The sequence below is a fragment of the Flavobacterium rhizophilum genome, from assembly GCF_046000485.1.
Taxonomy (GTDB): domain Bacteria; phylum Bacteroidota; class Bacteroidia; order Flavobacteriales; family Flavobacteriaceae; genus Flavobacterium; species Flavobacterium rhizophilum.
Window position 1 is genome coordinate 97,917 of sequence record NZ_JBELQB010000010.1, and the last position, 20,199, is coordinate 118,115.

Here is a 20,199-nt window from a genome sequence, read left to right on the forward strand (position 1 = left end):
AGTGTATATTGTAAATGAATTACTTAGCCAAAAGCTCTTCTACTTTTGCTTTAAGTTCATCACCTCTAAGATCTCTTGCCACAATTACACCGTTAGCATCAAGAACTACAGTTGCCGGTATACTGTTTACACCAAATTGTTTTGCAATTGGCTCATCCCAACCTTTAAGGTTAGAGATGTGTTGCCATGTAAGTTTATCGGCAGCGATAGCTTGTTTCCATTTGTCTCCGTCTTCGTCAAGAGAAACCCCAATAATGTTAAGTCCTTTACCGTGAAGCTCGTTGTACATAGCTACTACGTTAGGATTTTCTTTACGGCATGGACCACACCATGAAGCCCAAAGGTCGATAATAGTAACTTTACCCATAGCTTCTTTAATAGAAAGCATTTTACCGTCTGGCGTTGGAGCAGCAAAACCAGGAACCTGCTTTCCTACAGAAGTTGCCGATTTAGCAGCGTCTGCCTGTTTTTTCTTTTCAAGGTATTCGCTTATTTTTTTACCTAAATCACTGTCTTTGCTTGATTGTGGCAGTTTGTCAAAAATAGACTGAAGCTCTTCATAAGTAGCTTTTTGACTTCTTAATAAAGAAGGGAATGCCTGAATAGAGATTTCTGCTGTAGGGTTTTCTTCAATAAAAGCCTTAAACTTTGTGTACATCTCATCAGAGAATGTCTCAAATTTATCTTCAATTTTCGTCATAGCCTCTTCATCTTGTGACTGAGAAGCTTTGGTATACTCCTGGCTAAGTTCCTGCCCTTTTTTGCTTACTTCGTTGTTCAGCTTGTTGTACTTAGCAAGTACTTCGTTGTTAAAGGTACCTGTAACGGTAGAGTTATAAATTGTATCTTTATTTACGTTGATGGCAATATTACCTTCTTCAGCAAAAAATCGGATAGGTGCATTTTTTTCTTCTCCTTCAATGAAAAGGAAACGCTCCTGCGGAGTTTCGGCCATACCTCTAAAAGTAAATTTACCGTTCTCTACAACAGCTGTATCTAAAGATACAGGCTGAGCCATACGCTCTTTTGGAGCTTCTTTAAGGAATACCTGCTTACCGTTGTAAATAGTATCTATGGTTCCTGTAACAAGGAACTCATTTTCTTTAAGTGAATCGTTGCAGGAAACTGCAAAAGCAGCTACCGATGCAAACAGAAGAAATTTTTTCATGTGGTTTTTATAGTTTTTATTTAAGCTGCTAAATTATCTAAAAATAAATGGTAAGCAGCAGCATTAACAATTATTTTATATTTATGAATTACTGCATGAAGGGGCTTGGTTTACAACTGTTTGCACTGTTGTGTTTTTAATTCCGCCAAAACCTTTTTCTACATTAATCATATTATGGTAGCCTCTTGCTTTCAAAATTGATGCCATTATTACCGAACGGTAACCACCGGCACAGTGAAGATAAAAGTCGGTCTCACTTGGTACTTCTGCAAAACGTTCGTTTACAAAATCAAGCGGAATATTTACAGCCTCAACAACATGCCCGTTACTAAACTCCCCCGGTTTACGTGAATCAACCACAGTAATAGGGTTTTGTACTAATCCTTCTGCAAACTCTTCAGGAGAGATAGAGCGGATGCTTTCGGTTTCAAACCCTGCAGCTTTCCATGCTTCCATGCCACCTTTAAGGTAGCCCAGTGTGTTATCAAAACCTACGCGTGCAAGCCTTGTAATGGTTTCTTCTTCCTTACCCTCGGGAGTAACCAGTAGTATAGGCTGGTTTACATCGCGTATAAGCGCACCTACCCAAGGAGCAAAACCTCCGTGAAGACCAATGAATATAGAGTTAGGAATATGTTCTTTTACAAAGTCGTTTTCATGTCTTACATCAAGCACTATAGCACCCGTGCTGTTTGCTGTAGCTTCCAGTTGTTGTGCTGTAAGCGGTGTAATACCTTTTTTGATGATGTTGTCAAGGCTATCGTACCCTTTAATGTTCATTAAAACATTTTGAGGGAAATAAGCAGGAGGGGCTCCCAGTCCGTCCAGTAGTTCGGCGGTAAATTCCTCTTTAGTCATATCAGCCCTAAGAGCATAATTTGTTTTCTTTTGATTACCCAGCGTATCAGTAGTTTCCTTACTCATGTTTTTTCCGCAGGCACTTCCGGCACCGTGGCTGGGGTATACTATAAGTTCATCAGGTAATACCATTATCTTGTTACGAAGCGAGTCGAACAGGTGAGATGCAAGTACCTCTTGTGTAAGTTCGCTGGTAAGAGCCTGTGCAAGGTCTGGTCTTCCTACGTCGCCTATAAATAGAGTGTCACCTGTAATAATACCATGCATGTTATTGTTTTCGTCTAACAGCAGGTAGCACGTACTCTCTAAAGTATGTCCCGGTGTGTATATAGCCCTGATGGTATAGTTTCCTACTTTAAACTCCTGATTGTCTTCGGCAATAATAGCGTCAAACTCTGGAGCGGCGGTTGGTCCATATACAATTTCGGCTCCGGTTTTCTTAGCCAGATCCAAATGGCCCGAAACGAAATCGGCATGGAAATGGGTTTCAAAAATGTATTTTATTTTAGCATTGTCTTTTGCTGCTTTTTCAATATAGGGCTGCACTTCCCTTAACGGATCAAAAATGGCAGCTTCGCCATTACTTTCAAGGTAATAGGCTGCCTGTGCAATACAGCCTGTGTATATCTGTTCTATTTTCATATCACGGTTAGATTAAAATCCAAAAACTTCTTTAGAGAGAATAAAGCAGGCCATAATGAGTATAAATACTCCAAAGCCTTTTTTTAGCTGTTTCTCGTTTACGTACCTGTGCAGGTAACTGCCTACAAATATACCAAAAATCGAGATGGCAGTAAAAGATAACAGGAACTGCCAGTTTATGGTTGTGTTATGTAAATCTCCTAAAAATCCGGTTAGGGAGTTTACTGCTATGATTAGCAGGGAAGTACCTACAGCTTTTTTCATATTAAGTTTGCCAAAAAATACCAGCATGGGTATGATTAGGAAACCACCACCGGCACCTACAATCCCCATGGTTATACCTGTTAAAATGATATAAGGAAGAATACGGATGTAACTGGTTTTTTCAGTCTTAATATCAGGTTGTTGTGCGGTTTCTTTTTTTGTAAGCATGGAAAGTGCCGCAAGCAGCATTATTATAGCAAATAATGCCATAATAAACGTATCTTTGTGTAAGGTAATGTTCTTAGTATCAATAATGTTTTGCGGTAGGGAAGGGACTATATACCTTCGGGTGCAGTATACGGTTATAAATGACGGAACAGCTATAAGTAAACCCTGTTTTATGGCAACATTACCTTTAAGGTAGTTTTGCACTCCGCCAAAAGCGGCAGTAAAGCCAACTATAAACAGCGAATAGCCCGTTGCCAAAATCGGGTTTATACCCATTACATAAACTAACAGGGGTACGGTAAGTATAGAGCCGCCACCGCCCATTAACCCTAAAACCAGGCCAATGGCACATGCTCCGGCATAAGCTGTTATTAGTTCCATTTTTTTAGTTAATGCGGCTAAAGATAATATTATAAAAGTGAACTATTTACAACTTAAATAGGGAAAAAAGTAGTCGCCATTATAGTGTGTTGATAATTAGTGGTTTATGGAGTTGTAAAGTTTGGTACATTTTATGATATGTATATTTTTAATACTTAAAAATACGTTCAAATTACAGCAATGATAATTTTAGGTTTTATTTTTTGTAAAATTATTAATCAAAACGTTTTGCATATTGGTAATTCCTATATATTTGTACGTCTTTTTAAGGCAATTTTGTTTAGAGAACACACGTTGTAAAAAATTTGTTATGGCAACAACTCAAAAGCCCCGTCGCGTGGGCATGTACGAAAACGTAAAGAATCAGTTTGAAAAAGCTGCAGCCGTTATGGGATTGGATGAAAGCGTAAGAAAAATCCTTTCTATTACAAATAATGAAATTGTTGTTCACTTTCCTGTAAAGATGGACAATGGTCAAGTAGAAGTTTTTACCGGTTATAGGGTACAGCACAATAATGCTTTAGGACCTTATAAAGGAGGTCTAAGATATCACCCAACGGTAGATATAGATGCCGCAAGGGCTCTTGCTACCTGGATGACTTGGAAAACATCGCTTGCCGGACTTCCTTACGGAGGTGGTAAAGGTGGTATCCAACTGGATCCTAAAAAGTACTCTCAGGGTGAACTTGAAAGAATTACCAGACGTTTCACCTATGCACTGGGTGATAACATTGGACCTGAACACGATATTCCTGCTCCCGATGTAAATACCAACGCACAAATGATGGCTTGGATTGCAGATACTTATATGTCTACAAAATCACCAAGCGAGCGTTCTAAAAACCAGCACGTTGTTACAGGTAAGCCTGTAGGATCTGGTGGTCTTGAAGGACGTGACCGTGCTACCGGTTTTGGTGTGGTTGTTACACTGGAGTCATGGGCTAAGCTTAACGGTACTTCGTTAGAAGGTAAAAAATATATTGTACAGGGATTTGGTAACGTAGGGTACTGGGCTGCACACTTTATGCACAAAAACGGTGCTATACTTATAGGTGTACAGGATGCTACAGGTACTATTTATAACCCTGAAGGTATTGATCCTGAGGCTTTATTAAGATACCAAAGCGATAATGCTACTATTACAGGTTATAAAGGTACACAGGATTACCCGTCTGAAGATTTCTTCGGGATTGACTGTGATGTTATTATTCCTGCTGCTTTAGGTAACCAGATTACCGAAGATAACGCAAACACTGTAAAAGCTAAAGTAGTTGCAGAAGGTGCTAACGGACCTATTGATACCGAAGGTGAGGCTATTTTACTTGCTAATGGCGTACAAATGATTCCGGATATCCTTTGTAACTCAGGCGGGGTTATTGGTAGTTACTTTGAGTGGCTACAAAACCGTAACGGTGAGATATGGACAATGGATGATGTTATCGTGAAACTGAGAAAGAAACTTGAAGATGCTTTCAATAAGGTAATCAACACTTCTGTTCAGTATCAAACAGACTGGAGAACTGCCGCTTACATACAGGCATTAACCAGAATTGAAATGGCTTATAAACAAAGAGGAATTTTTCCTTAAGATTATAACTAAACTAAAACTCACTAAAAGCAGCCTTAGGGCTGCTTTTTTTATTGGATTAGATTTAGATTGCCACGTCGTTCCTCCTCGCAATGACAAATGGGTTGTCATCCTGACGAAGGAAGGATCTCTCTCAAACAGCGGATGCTTTTAACGCCTCATTTATAATTTTCTTTACGCTACAGAGCTTATTGCCATTGCTCACACTGTTGTTACGTAACAGTGTTGTCATTGCGAGCGTAATGCAATGGAGCGAGGCAATCTCACATCATAGATTTTTCGACTCCACTTCGTTTCGCTCAAAATGACAGTAGGCGTTGTCATTCCGATACGAAACATAGTATAGTGGAGAAATCTCTTTTACATTTTGAATGCAGATGTCTCCTGTTGTCGACATGACAGATGAGTTTGTCATAATGAAGGTAGAAAGGCTCTTTTTTATATATTTTGACGTTATTAAGAATCTCAATTAAAATGCATCATTCCATAATAAACAAAAAGGGCAGCTTTTATAAAAGCTGCCCTTTTTAAGGAGTGTCTGTAAAAATTAATAATTAACCTCCCATGTTAAAATCGTCGTCACCGCCCTGTCCCTGTCTTTCTTGTTTCATGCGTTGTTGATTGTTCATGTTAAAGCGGTAGGTAAATGAAAGGGTAACCTGTCTTTCTCTCCATTGCCATTCACTATATGATGAAACTGTAGGCAGGTTGGTATAATTTTTTCTTTTTCGGGAATTAAAAATATCGCTTACGTTAAGTGTTAAAGTAGCTTTTTCTTTAAGTATGTCTTTGCTTAACGCAGTATTAAAGTGCATTATGCCAAGGCTGCGTCCCTGTGCTGTGTTTTGCGGAGCGTTATACGTTCCGTTTATCTGCCAGTCCATTTTCCACGGAAGGTTCATTTTACTGCTTACGCGGGTAAACCAGGTGTATGCCGTATTATCAAAGTTTTGGAAATCGGTAATCTCTTCACCATTTCCGTTAGTATAAGTCCATGTATAGTCACCATCGGTCTCAACCCTAAAGAAGTTAAAGTTACCATTAAGTTTCCACCATCTGAAAGGGTTGTAGTTTAAGGTAAACTCAAAACCAAAACGGTATTCCTTAGCTAAGTTAATAGGGGTAGAGTAGGTAATAGGGGTTTGTCCCGGCAGGGCATCTTCAGTTCTTCTTACAAACTGGAATGAATCTTCGGTAATGTTTAAATAAGCCGAAGTGCTTAGAGTAAGGTCTCTCCATTTTTTAAGATAACCTAAATCAAACGAGTTGGTTTTAGACGGGTCTAGATCAGGGTTACCCTGAAATACGTTAATGTTACTTTGCAGGCTTGAGAACGGATTAATGAAAAAGCCTCTGGGTCTGTTTATCCTGCGGCTATAGCTAATGCTGGCGCTGCTTCCTTCTGTAAATTCATAAGTAAGGAAAGCACTTGGGAAAAAGTTATTATAACGCTTGTTGTTATACTCGTCCTTGTTTATAAGGTTTACATCGATATTAGAATCTTCCCAACGAAGCCCTAAAAGGTAAGAGAATTTCGAACCGAATTTTGAACCATACTGAGCGTACAATGCATTTACATATTCGTTATACTCAAGTATACTGGAGAAGTTTCCGTTTTGCTGCCATTCGTTGTTCTCATCAAGAATTTGTGCTTTGGCATCGGTATCCTTTTGAGTAAAACTACCACGGTAACCTGCTTCAAACCTGTTATTTTCGCCAAAAGGCAATACGTAGTCAGCCTGAATAAGGGTACGTTTTTCCTCTTCATAATTAAGTGTCCTTTCGGTAGAACTGTCATCAGGATTGGTGCTTCCTAAAATCATGTCCCTAATTTGAGAGTTTTCATCATCAGTACTTCTTGAAATCGTACCATTTACTGAAAGTTCGTGTCCGTCGTTATCAAACTTTTTAAGGAAGCTGGTAGTGTAGTTAAAGTTTCTGTCTTCCTCGTCTTCCGAGTTAAAACGATAACGGGTATTATTAAACGAACCGTCTGCAAAATAGTTGTAGTAATACGTATCTGTAGGATTGTCACCATTACTGTTTCTGGCAGAAACCGAGTTGGTCCAGCTAAAAGTACTGTCTATATACCACTCAAAGCCAAGAGTAGCATTGTATCCTTTACGTTTTCTTTTGTTTTCCCTGCGCTCGTTTATAAAGCTTGTAGTGTTTCCATCCTCATCAAAATATTCGGAGTCGGTCATACTATTACCCGGGCTGTTTCTGTAATTGTAACCAAGGTTAGAGAAAATGTTGAATTTTTCTGCCCTGTAGTTAAGATTGGCCATAATACCGTGATTGGCCGGCGTACCTGTGTTTGCGGTAACCGAACCATTAAAGCCCTGAGCTTTCCCTTTTCTAAGAATAATGTTGATGATACCTCCACCGCCTTCGGCATCATAACGGGCAGAAGGGTTGGTAATAACCTCAATTTTATCTACCGAGTCGGCAGGAAGTACCCTAAGCACATCTGCAAGGTTAGAACCATACAGGTTAGATGGTTTTCCGTCTATCATAATAGTAACGCTTTCGTTACCTCTAAGGCTTACGTTACCTTCTACGTCTACGGTAACCGATGGTACATTGTCAAGTACATCGCTAATGGTTCCTCCTTTAACAATCATGTCCTGGCCTACGTTGTATACTTTTTTATCCAGTTTAATATCTACGGTAGAACGCTCGGCACGAATTTCCACTTCCTGCAAAAGTGTGGCATCGGGAGCCATTATTGTAGTACCTAAGTTAGTATCAGTATTAACCTGTTTGTTACTAATAACAACAGACTTAAATGATATAAAATCGTATTTAATATTGTATGTACCCGGAGCTATATTAATGCTGTATTCACCGTTCATATCGGTCATAGCGCCGTTTACGGTTGTGTTATCGGGTTTTTGTATTGTTACTGTTGCAAATTCAAGGGGTTGTTTTGTTTCCTGGTCAATAAGCTTACCGCTAATGGTAACATTGCCCGGATTTCCTTGTGCTATTGCTCCTATTGAGGTAAAAAGTAAGAGTAATAAGAATACGGATTGTATTTTTTTCATGAATGATTCTGGTTTTTTATTGGGGGTTTGACTACAAAAAGCAGCCCAAGTTTAATGGATACCCCATAAAAAAGTGTTAAAGTTTTTAAAGGACTTCTTTTATCTTTTCGGCTGGTCTTGCAATAACAGCCTTGTCTCCGTTTATAACTACAGGTCGTTCTATAAGATTAGGATGTTGTAGCATAGCTTCAATAACTTCATTTTCAGAAAGTTCTTTTTCTTTATAGTTAGAAATCCATATTTTTTCCTTTGTCCTAACCAGTTCAATAGGGGCAATTCCCAGCTTTTTTATAATGGTTGTAAGCTCGTCTTTGGTTAAAGGCTCGTTTAAGTATTTAACAGTTGTAAATGGTTTTCCTTCCAGTTCTAAAAACTGCAATCCCTCGCGGGACTTGCTGCAACGCGGGTTATGGTATATAGTAATCATGATAATTTTTTTGCAAAGAACGGCATTATAATTTTAAAATTAAATTAACTTAGGGCAAACTAAATTTTATTCTTAATGTATATTGAACAGGCTTATCGTAAAGGATTTAACTTTGGACTGTATTTACCTATCCCGGTTGTTTTTTTGGTAATGATGGTATTAAACTATGCAGCTATTAAATTATTAAATATTAACACCGAAGATTTGCTTAGGCAACAGGTGGAAGAAAAAGGGGAGAACAGGGTATTTGTCGAACTTATAGCACCGCTTTCTATAGCGCTTGTTTTATTACTGTTATGGGTGAAATATGTACATAAGCAAACCATTAGGAGTTTAACTACATCCCGTAAAAAAGTTGACTGGGGTCGCATATTTTTTGCCTTTGGTATTTGGGCATCTTTTACCGTCGCAGTAACTTTAGTAGACTTTTATTCTAATCCGGGTAATTATGAATGGAATTTTCAACCTGTACCTTTTGCCATATTGGCAGTACTCTCTATAGTTCTTATACCTATGCAAACCAGTTTTGAGGAATACCTGTTTAGGGGATATCTTATGCAGGGTATTGGTATAGCAACCAGAAGCAGGCTGGCAGCTCTGCTTACCACATCTATTATTTTTGGGTTACTGCACGTAGCCAATCCTGAGGTAGGTAAAATGGGTATGGTTATAATGGTATATTATATAGGTACCGGGTTGTTTTTAGGGATTATTACCCTTATGGACGAGGGTATGGAACTGGCACTGGGTTTCCATGCGGCAAATAACCTCGTTACAGCATTACTTGTTACGTCTGACTGGACTGCATTTCAAACCAATTCGGTTTTAAAAGAAGTAACCGAACCACAGGCCGGACTGAGCATAGTACTGCCTGTTGTTATTATTTTTCCGATTCTTTTGTTTATCTTTAGTAAGAAATATAAATGGCACAACTGGAAGGAGAAACTTACCGGAAAGGTTGTGTTGCCAACCCACGAAATTTACTAACAAAATACTAACCCCACATGAGTAATCCAGATTATCATTTTGTGCACAACAGCTTTAAGCTGAATGGATTTCATCTTAATGAAGATGACCTGTGCCGTACGGCTTACATTTACATTAAAGAAGGAGAACCGCATGAAAAAGCGGTAGGTGAATTTTTACTGGACTGGTTTGATCATCGTGATTTTATAGAGATGCAAACATCCGGCACTACAGGAGCACCTAAAATGATTAGGGTAGATAAGCAGGCTATGGTAAACTCGGCACTTGCAACGGGCAGCTTTTTTGAGCTGGACGAAGGGATTAAAGTACTTCATTGTTTGCCTACACAGTTTGTGGCAGGTAAAATGATGCTGGTGCGTGCCTTTATACTGGGCTGGGATATGGATATGATTGCCCCTGTGGCTAATCCGTTAGAGCGACTGGATACGGTTTATGATTTTAGTGCTATGGTACCACTACAGGCACAAAATAGCCTTATGAAGCTTAAAAAAGTAAAAAAGCTTATACTGGGTGGTGCAAAGGTGAGCCAGGCGCTTACAAAGCAGCTTAGAGGGCTTCCTGCAAAAATTTATGAAACCTATGGTATGACCGAAACGATTACCCATATTGCGGCTAAGCCGGTTGGGGATGAGGCGTTCACGGTACTACCTAATGTTAATATAAGTCAGGATGAACGCAAATGCCTGGTGATTGATCCTTATGTGATTTGCGACGAACCTGTAGTAACTAACGATGTGGTTGAGATTGTTAATGACAAGCAGTTTATATGGCTGGGGCGTTATGATAACGTAATTAACAGCGGTGGTGTTAAACTGTTCCCTGAGCAGATTGAAGAAAAACTATCGGAATACATAGGACGACGCTATTTCGTACAGGGTAGTCAGGATGATACATTAGGTGAAAAACTGATACTTGTTGTGGAGGGCGAACCTTTTGATTTGCCATCGGACGCATTTAAGCACCTTGGTAAATTTGAAAAACCGAAAGAGGTGGTGTTTGTCCCTCAGTTTATAGAAACCGTTAGCGGGAAGGTAATAAGGGATAAAACCCTTGAAAACGCCTAATAAAAATATATTTTGATATAACTGTCTCAAATGTCATTTTGAGTGCAACTGAGTGGTACCAATAAATCTCTTGCCAGAATTTTAAGGGTTCTCCGCTTTGCAAAGTGACACTATATTTGAGGCAGTTTTTTTATTGTTATGAAGGATACTTTTTTTAAACAGTATTTCCCTGAAGGGGATATAGATTTTTCTGTGATTATTGAAGATGACGGATAGGTGGCTTATGCTTATTTATTACATGATAATGCTATAGTTGCTGATGTTTGGCTTTATAATTCATCTGCTCCGTTATATGATGATTGGGAGAATATAAGTGAAGAAGATCTGCCTTTGCAAAATCTTGAAAATTTTATAACTGAGATAGTCAAGCCGGTTGAAAGTGAAGGTGATATTGAGGTGAAATGGAAGGTTAAAGCAAATGATATAAAGGTTTTTATATATATTTATAAAAGGTTAACAGCAATATTACAGCCTAATATAAAGCCAGGCTATAATATGTTTGTAAATACTAATACACCTGTTGCTATGAAATTATAGTTATGATATTTTTTGAGTCAGGCTTATGAAAAACATCATCATCATATTAATAATCTTACTTGCTTTATCCTGTAGCAAGGAGAAAGAACTGAATAGTGATTTTTTTTATAATACACAAATATTTAATGATGGAGGGCTTTGTGGACCTGTTAAAAAATCTGGGGCTGGGACATTTTCTTATAAGTTAGATTCCTTAAGGGTTATTTATTCCTGTAGTAAAGATTATGAGACTAAGTTTACAGTAACTAATGATGGTTTAAATGAAATCTATACAGAGTTAAACTTTCCTGAAGCTAAATTTAATCCTTGGATAGTTACTTATGATAATAAACAAATAATTGCAATAAAAACAACCCCTTTTGATGAGGACAATATGGAAATAGTCTCTATTGACTTGAACACAAGAGTTATGTCAACGCTATGTGTATTGCCTTATAATGTTACTTATTCGTTTTCAGAGCATCCGTTGTCAGAAAACGGAATACTCATTTTTAACTCACTTAGGAATAATGTTATGATGTATAATTTGAGTTCAAAGGAGTTAAATAAAAATATGTTCTCAAGTTATAGTGACCCGGTTATTTCCAAAGATGGTAGAAGTGTATTATATGTATTTGATCAGAAAGTATACCTATATGTATTTGAAACAAAAAAGAAAGAGCTTATTTATAGCTCTAAAGATGACAAAGGGTATAATGCTTTTAATGCTTTTTTTGGAAAAGAAGGAGAGGTGATTATAAAGGGGATTAAAACCCCGGGATATAAACCTCTTGAGAAAGCTGAGTATTTAATAGTCAAAAACAAAAAAGTTATAGATAGAGGGCAAATAGATATCAATAAATACTATAGGTATTATTAATTAAGTACTGTCTTTTTAGAAAAAATTACATTGTTGCAGCAATAGGTTCGCCAATAGCAGCGGGAATAGTATAAATCTCCTCTACAGGTAACAGGGCTTTGGCTTCTTCTATTTTACCTTCGTTTATAAGCTGATGGATTTTTTTACAGTCATCGGTAATATCTTCAATTTCTGTAATCCATTCGTTTACATATTTACCAACTGCATCGCCCGACAGCCCTATTTGTATCGAACGGTAGGAAAGTGCTTCCAGAAAGATATTTTTCTCAGGATCCCATTGTATCCTTACCGGGCTTTGCTGTAGTGTTGTTTTCCAGCTTTCACGGTCTTGGTGGGTATTGCTGTCAAAATGAGAAAGGCAGGCGTTGCTTAAAGCCCATTCAAACCCTTCGCGCTTAATTTTTATTTTAAGTATGTGTTCCTGTCCTTCCTTTTGTGCCCAGCCCGAACGGTACATCATCCATAAGTAGGAAGGTTTAATCCACGTCATACGTTCCATTTTAAAGGGATGTACAAAGGTTTGGTTTTCTACTGCGCCTTTTGCTATGGCGCTGTTGTAGGCCTGATATACGGTTATGGTAGTATCGTTATACTGTGCCCTGATTTGATTGTTTGTCATAATTTGTAAAGTGTGTAATTCAAATAAAAGTATACAAAAAAAGCATATACCTAAAAGATATATGCTTTTTTGATACTCGTAGTATATATTTTTTTTAGATAAAAATTTTAATAAAGTAGTATACCAAAGCAGCGATAATTGCTGATATTGGTATGGTTAATATCCATGCCCAAAGCAGGCTTATGGTTACACCCCAACGTACTGCCGATACCCTTTTTGTTACACCAACACCAATAATAGAACCGGTAATGGTGTGGGTTGTAGATACAGGGATACCAAAATGCTCTGTGGTATACAGGGTAATGGCACCTGCTGTTTCGGCTACAACGCCTTCAAACGAGTTTACCTTGGTAATTTTAGATCCCATAGTCTTAACGATTTTCCAACCGCCACTCATGGTACCTAAACCTATCATCACGAAACTCGCAAGCGGCACCCAGCTCCAGTGGTCTACAAAGTAGGCGAACTTATTATCTGCAGCAAGGTAAGCAGGATCGGGGTCTATATTAAGATGGTAGTATATAACTGCTGCCCCTATAATACCCATAACCTTTTGAGCATCGTTTGCACCGTGACCCAAACTGAATAGTGCTGAAGATACTAACTGTAATCTTCTAAACCATTTATCGGCCTTAGACGGGTTTGCCTTGCGGCAGATATTGAGCACCAGTATTGCAAGAAAATAGGCTACCACCATACCAATAAACGGAGCCATGAATATGAAAAGTACGATAGGGAGTACTTTTGCATAGTTCACTACAGTGTTCAGGTCGGCTCCCGGTATAGTAAAGGCATGTGCCAGTGCTGCCCCCATAAAGCCCCCTATAAGGGTATGTGATGAAGATGAAGGTATACCCAGTTTCCAGGTAAGCAGGTTCCAGGTAATGGCTGCTATAAGCCCGGCAAGGATAACCTCCAGCGTAATAAAGTCTTCACTAACGGTTTTGGCTATGGTATTACCAATTTTAAACTCACCAATCCAGTACTTGGATATAAAGTAAGCCATAAAGTTAAAAAATGCAGCCCATAATACTGCCTGAAACGGCGTAAGTACTTTTGTTGCAACGATGGTTGCAATGGAGTTAGCTGCATCATGAAATCCGTTAATATAGTCGAATATTAATGCTAAAACTATGATTATAATGAGTAAAACCATGATGAATCAGTTTCTTGGGGTTTTGGTTTGTTTTACGAATGTTTTACAGCAATAGACTCTAAAACGTTTGCTACCCCTTTGCATTTATCTGATGCTGTTTCCAGTGCAGATAGTACTTCTTTGTACTTAATCACGTTAATAGCATCGGTTTCGTTTTCAAATATATCGGCTACAGCCTTATCAAAAACGCTATCTGATTTGTTTTCCAGTTTTGCAATTTTTTTACAGGCATCTGTAATGCCTTTAAGGTTTTTCATGTCTTTCAGGTCGGCAACGGCACCCTGTATAAGCACGCAGGCTTCAAGGTTAATTTCCGTCATCTTTCTAATAGACTTAGTAATCTTCTCTACCTGATACAGTCTCATTCTGCTGGCAGCACCATAAGTATAGTCGGCTACATCGTCAATAGCTGTAATTAGCGAGTAGATATCCTCCCTGTCAAAAGGAGTGATAAAGTTTCGACTAAGTTCAAGATTTGTTTTGTGGGCAATGCCTTCAATAATGCCTTCTAACTCTTCTATTTTAGTAAAGTACTCGTCTCTTTTGCCTTTAGGAGCGTTAACCGCTTCATGTAGTGTTTCGGCAAGTATTACAAGGTTTTGCGTTGCCTGCTCAAATAGCGGGAAAAATTTCTTATCCTTCGGAACAAGAAACTGGAAGATACTGTTTATTGACATGAATAACATTTTGCCGCAAATGTACTTAATCAATGTTAAGAAATCGTTAAGTTACAGTGAACCGAGTGTTATTAAAAAAAGGTGTTTTGCGAGTGTTAATTTTACATTATTTTAAAAATCAGGAAAATAATTTTTGGGAAGGTGCAAATAAAGTCCTGAAAATGAATTAAAAAATAGTTATCTTCAAAATTAATTTTTAATTATTGATTAATTAACAATAACTTAAAATTAGACCTTGTAACTAACTTTATTAACTGGTTACTTTTGCAACGATTTTTAAACTACCCTACACATGAAAATGAAATACAAGAAAAAGTCGATACCTCCTTTAAGTTTAATTGAGAAGTTTTCGAATGAAAAGATATTCCTGGTAATTATATCAACTATCTTCATTTTCAGTGCACTTTTTTACAATCAGCCGCAGGTGGCAATGTGGATAGGTTTCCTTACGGCAGCTTATGCAACGGTTTCTAACGACAGTATACAGTCGCTTGGTACCTTTATTGAAAGTAACAAACACCGCAAGTGGTATACATTGTGGCTGTATATAGGTATTATATTTTTAGTAACCATTTCTATAAGCTGGTTTACCTTAAACGGAGATGTTACTTACGGAAGGCTTATTAATGCCGAAGAGGTAAGTAAGTATCCGCACCCGGAGAACTTCTCGTTCTTTATGCTTATGGCACCGCTTGTACTGCTTATCCTTACAAGGTTAAGAATGCCGGTTTCTACTACATTCCTTATGCTGAGTGTTTTCAGTTCAAGCTCAAGTGGTATTACCTCTATGATCACCAAGAGTTTATCGGGTTATGTAATTGCTTTTGTATTCTCAGTACTTATATGGTTCTTTGGTTATAACTACATCCGTAGGAAGTTTAAAGGCCGTAAAGTGCACCCGTCATGGATGGTGGCTCAATGGATTGTGAGTGGTATATTATGGTCGGTTTGGGTAATGCAGGATGGTGCAAACGTAGCTGTATTCTTACCAAGAAGGCTGGATGCTATGCAGTTTGTAATATTCGGACTTGTAATTTTCCTTGGTTTAGGTGTGTTATTCTACCTGCGTGGTGACAGGATCCAGAAAGTGGTTAGTGAAAAATCGCGTGTGTCTGATGTTAGGGCAGCTACGCTAATCGATTTCTCTTATGCACTTATCCTTATTTACAAACTGTTTATCAGTACCGTACCAATGAGTACAACATGGGTTTTCTTAGGTTTAATAGGTGGTCGTGAAATAGCCATAAACCTTGCCCGTTTGAAAAAAGGTAAAAAACATAAAAATAAAGCACTTAAGATGATTGCTAAAGATTTCTCTTTTGCTTTTATTGGTCTTATAATATCTGTTGCTCTTGCTGCAACAGTAAACCCGGCTATTAAAAATGATGTATTAAGCTTTTTGGGCTTAAATTAAATATTGTTTTAGTTTATTAGTTAAGCTAAAAAGGGGATGTTTTTTAAAAGCATCCCCTTTTTACATAAAGGGCGATATGAGTCTTACCAGGCGTTCGGTAACTTTTATGGATTTAGGACGTTCAAACCATTGTTGTGGCTTTATTTCGGTTGCGTTTTGGCAATCTTCGTCAAAGTGGGAGGCAAGCTGTTGTGCTATATTTTCGTCATAAATAACAGTGGCAACCTCAAAGTTCAGGTCAAAACTACGCAGGTCTAAATTTGCCGTACCTACAGATGTCAGCGTCCTGTCTATCACAAAAGTCTTACTGTGTACAAATCCCTTTTCATATAAAAATATCCGTACACCCGCCCTTAACAGGTTTTCAAAATAAGCACGGCAGGCAAGGTTCACTATTTTGGAGTCCGACTCTTTAGGAACCAGTAGCTTTACCTCAATACCGCTAAGTGCAGCAATGATAAGTGTTTCCTGTAGGGCTTCGTCAGGAATATAGTAAGGGGTAGTGAGCAGTATTTCCTGTTTGGCCAGGCTAATGGCTTTGATTACTGTGTAGAGTATATTGGGTAGGTCAGAATCGGGCCCACTGGAGACCACCTGTATATTAGCAGTAGCCTTTTCGTTTAATGGATATAACGGGAAATAGGTGTTGTCTATACCTAGAGATTCCCCGCTACTAAAATTCCAGTCACTAAGGAACACGCGTTGCAGTGAATAGGTAGCCGGACCATCTATTCTGATATGGGTATCTCTCCAGTACACTTTGTTTTTTCCTGAATTGATATACCTGTCAGATATGTTAATGCCGCCTATAAACGATGTCTTACCGTCTATAATTACTATTTTACGGTGATTGCGGTAGTTTATACGATTGGCTACCGGCATTAGCCTGATTTTATAAAAAGGGAAAGCGGCTATATTATTTTTACGCAGTTCCTTTACTATGGTTTTACGGATGCTCCTGCTGCCAAAATCGTCATACATAAACCGTATTTCCACTCCCTCTTTGGCTTTCTCAATAAGTACATCTTTAATAGCGTTGCCTATAGTATCATCTTCATAAATATAAAACTCAATATGAATGTGGCTCTGTGCACCTTTAAGTGCCTGTATCAGTTCGGGGAATAGAGCTTCTCCGTTTTTTAGCAGGGTAACTTTATTGTTTGGAACCAACGGATTTCGTCCCGCTTTTTCATTAAATAGCAAATGATATAAATCCTTGTTGTGTAGTATAGCGGGGTTGTGGGAGATATATACGTTACGATCGGTCTCGGCTATTTTTTTCCTAAAGCGTTGGGCCAGCTTTTCGTCTACAGTCAGTTTTTTGGAATATATTTTACGTTTTCGGTAGTTTATCCCGAAGGAGAAATAAAATATTGTGCCTATAACGGGTACAAATACGGCAAAAAGTACATAAGCAAGGGCTTTGCTTACGGAGCGGGTATCATAAACAATGCGTATGCATACGCCAATAACAATAAGTACATAAACAATCTCAATGAGTAAGATCCATTTTGTATCTATTTGTGATAACATGCAGTGGTGGTTTTATAATACACAATTTACTAAATTTATGCTCACGTTTTAAACGGGGGTCGAAAGTGAGTTTATTTGTGAATTTGATTTTAACATTTAATGAATATTAAACGTATAGGCAGTTTTACTGAAAATTTCAAACGATTTCGTATTTTAGCACCACGAAAATTACTACTATCACAAAAAAAGATATAATTCCCATGGATATTAACTTCAATAAGAATGAAGATCATAACAAACTGCTGCTTTCTGAGCTAAAACGTAAACTGGCAAAAGTAAAGCTTGGAGGTGGTGAAAAAAGAATAGCAAAACTACATAACGAGGGTAAAATGACAGCGCGTGAGCGTATAGATTACCTTTTGGATAAAGATACCGAGAGTATTGAAATAGCTGCTTTTGCAGGCGAGGGGATGTATGAGGAACACGGCGGTTGCCCATCGGGTGGTGTTGTGGTAAAAATAGGCTACGTTAGCGGAAAACAATGTATAGTTGTGGCTAACGATGCCACCGTAAAAGCAGGGGCATGGTTCCCTATTACCGGAAAGAAAAACCTGCGTGCGCAGGAAATTGCCATAGAGAACAAACTACCTATTATTTACCTTGTAGACAGTGCAGGGGTATACCTGCCACTACAGGATGAGATTTTCCCTGATAAGGAACACTTCGGGCGTATTTTCCGTAACAATGCTGTGATGAGCAGCATGGGTATTACCCAAATTGCTGCTGTTATGGGGAGTTGCGTAGCGGGTGGTGCTTATCTGCCTATTATGAGCGATGAAGCATTGATTGTAGATAAAACAGGAAGTATTTTCCTTGCGGGTAGCTACCTTGTAAAAGCTGCCATTGGCGAAAATATTGATAACGAAACCTTGGGTGGTGCCACTACACACTGTGAAATATCGGGGGTTACAGATTATAAAGCCAAAGACGATAAGGATGCCCTCAATAAAATAAGGAATATTGTAGATAAGATAGGCGACTTTGAGAAGGCAGGATACAGCCGTACGGCTCCGCAAAAGCCTGCCCTTGACCCTAACGAGATTTACGGTATACTGCCTAAGCAACGCTCTGAGCAGTATGATATGATGGAGATTATTAAAAGGCTTGTTGATAACAGCGAGTTTGAAGAATATAAAGCCGGATACGGACAAACTATTATTACAGGCTATGCACGCATAGACGGATGGGCTGTAGGTATTGTGGCAAACCAGCGTAAGGTAGTGAAATCCAAAAAAGGTGAAATGCAGTTTGGCGGTGTGATTTATTCTGACAGTGCCGATAAGGCCACACGCTTTATAGCCAACTGTAACCAGAAGAAAATTCCGCTTGTGTTCCTTCAGGACGTAACCGGATTTATGGTAGGTTCAAAAAGTGAACACGGAGGTATTATTAAAGACGGAGCTAAAATGGTAAATGCCGTGAGTAACTCGGTAGTTCCTAAGTTTACCGTAGTAGTGGGGAACTCTTATGGTGCCGGTAACTATGCTATGTGTGGTAAGGCGTATGACCCAAGGCTTATATTTGCATGGCCAAGTGCTGAGCTTGCCGTTATGGGAGGTACACAGGCTGCTAAGGTATTACTGCAAATAGAGGCTTCGTCACTAAAGGCAAGAGGCGAGGAAATCACTCCGGAAAAAGAAGAAGAACTTTTCAATAAAATAAAGGCAAGGTATGATGCACAGGTTTCACCATACTATGCCGCATCAAGAATATGGACCGACGGAATTATCGATCCGCTTGATACCCGTAAATGGATTTCTATAGGGATAGAGGCCGCAAACCATGCTCCAATAGAAAAACCGTTTAACCTTGGCGTAATACAGGTATAATTTTTACTTTTACGTTCCAACATAAACAATGAGTATGAAAAGAGCTTTTATAATGGCATTGCTTTGCTTTGCTGTTTTTGCACCTGCTGTGCAGGCGCAAATGGTACAAACTGTTGATCATTTCCCTTCGCAATATGTAGATGCCCGCAGGGTAGATATATGGCTGCCAAAAGAATATGAGGCCGACAAGAACCAGCGTTTTCCTGTACTGTACATGCAGGACGGGCAAAACGTATTGAATGACGATACAGCCAGAGATTATATTTCATGGAATGCAGGAAATACTGCAATGGACCTGGCTGCACAAAAAAAAATAAAGCCTGTTATTATTGTTGCTGTATGGAGTACCGAAGACAGGTATTTGGAATACCTTCCTGAAAAGGCATTAGAATATCTTACTGATAATGAACTGAAAGAAGCAATGGAGGTTGCAAAAGCAACGGGTTCTTCTAAACAGAAGTTTATGGGTAATGATTATTTGAAGTTCCTTGTAGGTGAATTAAAAGTGTATGTAGATAAAACGTACAGAACTTTATCTGATGCCCAAAATACAGCCATTAGCGGTAGTTCTATGGGAGGATTAATTTCTATGTATGCCGCTTTTGAATATCCTGAGGTATTTGGTAGTGCAGCATGCCTTTCTACACACTGGCCTGTTTTGTTTGATGAAAACAATACTAACCCGTTTGATGCTGTAAGTAAATATATGGAATTGCACATGCCTCCGGCACAAAACCATCGTTTTTACTTTGATCAGGGAACAAAAGGGCTTGATGCTATATCGTTACCATATCAAAAACAGATAGATGAATTAATGACCGGTTCAGGTTATCATAAGGATGTTAACTGTGTGTCAAAAGTTTTTGAAGGTGCAGAGGATACTGAAAAAGCGTGGAGACAACGATTTGACGAAGTGCTTTTGTTTCTGTTTGAAAAATAAGATATTACAAAATAATTCACAATTGTTTAACCGACTGCTTT

At 38.5% G+C, this 20,199-nt stretch carries 17 protein-coding genes; 8 read left to right on the forward strand and 9 right to left on the reverse strand.

The annotated features are described in order from the left end of the window. Positions 1-19: 19 nt before the first annotated feature. The 3 genes from ABS768_RS13555 to ABS768_RS13565 form a co-directional block, all read right to left on the reverse strand. The gene (locus ABS768_RS13555; RefSeq protein ID WP_408075492.1) at positions 20-1,168 is read right to left on the reverse strand and encodes a redoxin domain-containing protein; all 1,149 of its coding nucleotides are present in this window, start codon (positions 1,166-1,168) and stop codon (positions 20-22) included. 81 nt (positions 1,169-1,249) lie between these two features. After that, complete coding sequence (locus tag ABS768_RS13560; RefSeq protein ID WP_408075493.1) at positions 1,250-2,668, reverse strand: MBL fold metallo-hydrolase; 1,419 nt, start codon at positions 2,666-2,668, stop codon at positions 1,250-1,252. Positions 2,669-2,680: 12 nt separating this feature from the next. Then, positions 2,681-3,481, reverse strand: a complete 801-nt coding sequence (locus tag ABS768_RS13565; RefSeq protein ID WP_408075494.1) for a sulfite exporter TauE/SafE family protein — start codon at positions 3,479-3,481, stop codon at positions 2,681-2,683. A 310-nt stretch (positions 3,482-3,791) separates the two neighbouring features. On the opposite strand from ABS768_RS13565, the gene ABS768_RS13570 reads away from it, so the two are divergent. Further along, positions 3,792-5,069 carry a Glu/Leu/Phe/Val family dehydrogenase gene (locus ABS768_RS13570; protein ID WP_035134794.1) on the forward strand — a complete coding sequence of 426 codons (1,278 nt, stop codon included), beginning with the start codon at positions 3,792-3,794 and terminating at the stop codon, positions 5,067-5,069. A 554-nt stretch (positions 5,070-5,623) separates the two neighbouring features. On the opposite strand, the gene ABS768_RS13575 is transcribed toward ABS768_RS13570, so the two are convergent. Both ABS768_RS13575 and arsC read right to left on the reverse strand, forming a co-directional pair. Beyond that, positions 5,624-8,116 (reverse strand): TonB-dependent receptor domain-containing protein, encoded by a 2,493-nt coding sequence (locus tag ABS768_RS13575; RefSeq protein ID WP_408075495.1) that lies wholly within the window; start codon positions 8,114-8,116, stop codon positions 5,624-5,626. Between the two features lie 85 nt (positions 8,117-8,201). Next, complete coding sequence (arsC, locus tag ABS768_RS13580; protein WP_408075496.1) at positions 8,202-8,543, reverse strand: arsenate reductase (glutaredoxin); 342 nt, start codon at positions 8,541-8,543, stop codon at positions 8,202-8,204. A gap of 75 nt (positions 8,544-8,618) precedes the next feature. On the opposite strand from arsC, the gene ABS768_RS13585 reads away from it, so the two are divergent. The 4 genes from ABS768_RS13585 to ABS768_RS13600 all read left to right on the forward strand — a co-directional run bounded on the left by ABS768_RS13585 (position 8,619) and on the right by ABS768_RS13600 (position 11,990). After that, positions 8,619-9,530: a CPBP family intramembrane glutamic endopeptidase gene (locus tag ABS768_RS13585; RefSeq protein ID WP_408075497.1), complete on the forward strand. Its 912-nt coding sequence runs from the start codon at positions 8,619-8,621 to the stop codon at positions 9,528-9,530. Between the two features lie 17 nt (positions 9,531-9,547). Then, positions 9,548-10,594 (forward strand): AMP-binding protein, encoded by a 1,047-nt coding sequence (locus ABS768_RS13590; protein ID WP_408075498.1) that lies wholly within the window; start codon positions 9,548-9,550, stop codon positions 10,592-10,594. 216 nt (positions 10,595-10,810) lie between these two features. Next, complete coding sequence (locus tag ABS768_RS13595) at positions 10,811-11,131, forward strand: hypothetical protein (protein WP_408075499.1); 321 nt, start codon at positions 10,811-10,813, stop codon at positions 11,129-11,131. A 25-nt stretch (positions 11,132-11,156) separates the two neighbouring features. Beyond that, positions 11,157-11,990, forward strand: a complete 834-nt coding sequence (locus ABS768_RS13600; protein ID WP_408075500.1) for a hypothetical protein — start codon at positions 11,157-11,159, stop codon at positions 11,988-11,990. A gap of 25 nt (positions 11,991-12,015) precedes the next feature. Here ABS768_RS13600 and ABS768_RS13605 read toward each other — a convergent pair whose 3' ends face one another. The 3 genes from ABS768_RS13605 to ABS768_RS13615 all read right to left on the reverse strand — a co-directional run bounded on the left by ABS768_RS13605 (position 12,016) and on the right by ABS768_RS13615 (position 14,442). Continuing rightward, positions 12,016-12,609, reverse strand: coding sequence for a DUF4291 domain-containing protein (locus ABS768_RS13605; protein ID WP_408075501.1), 594 nt, complete (start codon positions 12,607-12,609; stop codon positions 12,016-12,018). Between the two features lie 94 nt (positions 12,610-12,703). Next, on the reverse strand, positions 12,704-13,765 hold the full coding sequence (locus ABS768_RS13610) for an inorganic phosphate transporter (protein ID WP_408075502.1): 1,062 nt from the start codon (positions 13,763-13,765) through the stop codon (positions 12,704-12,706). Between the two features lie 32 nt (positions 13,766-13,797). Further along, positions 13,798-14,442, reverse strand: coding sequence for a DUF47 domain-containing protein (locus ABS768_RS13615; RefSeq protein ID WP_330444423.1), 645 nt, complete (start codon positions 14,440-14,442; stop codon positions 13,798-13,800). Positions 14,443-14,734: 292 nt separating this feature from the next. Here ABS768_RS13615 and ABS768_RS13620 point away from each other — a divergent pair, with 292 nt between their 5' ends. Next, the gene (locus ABS768_RS13620; protein WP_408075503.1) at positions 14,735-15,856 is read left to right on the forward strand and encodes a hypothetical protein; all 1,122 of its coding nucleotides are present in this window, start codon (positions 14,735-14,737) and stop codon (positions 15,854-15,856) included. A 60-nt stretch (positions 15,857-15,916) separates the two neighbouring features. Here ABS768_RS13620 and cls read toward each other — a convergent pair whose 3' ends face one another. After that, on the reverse strand, positions 15,917-17,389 hold the full coding sequence (gene cls, locus ABS768_RS13625) for a cardiolipin synthase (protein WP_408075504.1): 1,473 nt from the start codon (positions 17,387-17,389) through the stop codon (positions 15,917-15,919). A 200-nt stretch (positions 17,390-17,589) separates the two neighbouring features. Here cls and ABS768_RS13630 point away from each other — a divergent pair, with 200 nt between their 5' ends. Together ABS768_RS13630 and ABS768_RS13635 are read left to right on the forward strand one after the other, a co-directional pair. Continuing rightward, entirely contained in the window at positions 17,590-19,218 is a 1,629-nt protein-coding gene (locus ABS768_RS13630; protein WP_408075505.1) for an acyl-CoA carboxylase subunit beta, read from the forward strand. 34 nt (positions 19,219-19,252) lie between these two features. Continuing rightward, complete coding sequence (locus ABS768_RS13635) at positions 19,253-20,158, forward strand: alpha/beta hydrolase (RefSeq protein ID WP_408075506.1); 906 nt, start codon at positions 19,253-19,255, stop codon at positions 20,156-20,158. Positions 20,159-20,199 lie beyond the last annotated feature (41 nt).

Bases quoted from the DNA above. Each gene is read 5' to 3' on its own strand.
- ABS768_RS13555 (WP_408075492.1), bottom strand. From the start codon at position 1,168: ATGAAAAAATTTCTTCTGTTTGCATCGGTAGCTGCTTTTGCAGTTTCC.
- ABS768_RS13560 (WP_408075493.1), bottom strand. From the start codon at position 2,668: ATGAAAATAGAACAGATATACACAGGCTGTATTGCACAGGCAGCCTAT.
- ABS768_RS13565 (WP_408075494.1), bottom strand. From the start codon at position 3,481: ATGGAACTAATAACAGCTTATGCCGGAGCATGTGCCATTGGCCTGGTT.
- ABS768_RS13570 (WP_035134794.1), top strand. From the start codon at position 3,792: ATGGCAACAACTCAAAAGCCCCGTCGCGTGGGCATGTACGAAAACGTA.
- ABS768_RS13575 (WP_408075495.1), bottom strand. From the start codon at position 8,116: ATGAAAAAAATACAATCCGTATTCTTATTACTCTTACTTTTTACCTCA.
- arsC (WP_408075496.1), bottom strand. From the start codon at position 8,543: ATGATTACTATATACCATAACCCGCGTTGCAGCAAGTCCCGCGAGGGA.
- ABS768_RS13585 (WP_408075497.1), top strand. From the start codon at position 8,619: ATGTATATTGAACAGGCTTATCGTAAAGGATTTAACTTTGGACTGTAT.
- ABS768_RS13590 (WP_408075498.1), top strand. From the start codon at position 9,548: ATGAGTAATCCAGATTATCATTTTGTGCACAACAGCTTTAAGCTGAAT.
- ABS768_RS13600 (WP_408075500.1), top strand. From the start codon at position 11,157: ATGAAAAACATCATCATCATATTAATAATCTTACTTGCTTTATCCTGT.
- ABS768_RS13605 (WP_408075501.1), bottom strand. From the start codon at position 12,609: ATGACAAACAATCAAATCAGGGCACAGTATAACGATACTACCATAACC.
- ABS768_RS13610 (WP_408075502.1), bottom strand. From the start codon at position 13,765: ATGGTTTTACTCATTATAATCATAGTTTTAGCATTAATATTCGACTAT.
- ABS768_RS13615 (WP_330444423.1), bottom strand. From the start codon at position 14,442: ATGTCAATAAACAGTATCTTCCAGTTTCTTGTTCCGAAGGATAAGAAA.
- ABS768_RS13620 (WP_408075503.1), top strand. From the start codon at position 14,735: ATGAAAATGAAATACAAGAAAAAGTCGATACCTCCTTTAAGTTTAATT.
- cls (WP_408075504.1), bottom strand. From the start codon at position 17,389: ATGTTATCACAAATAGATACAAAATGGATCTTACTCATTGAGATTGTT.
- ABS768_RS13630 (WP_408075505.1), top strand. From the start codon at position 17,590: ATGGATATTAACTTCAATAAGAATGAAGATCATAACAAACTGCTGCTT.
- ABS768_RS13635 (WP_408075506.1), top strand. From the start codon at position 19,253: ATGAAAAGAGCTTTTATAATGGCATTGCTTTGCTTTGCTGTTTTTGCA.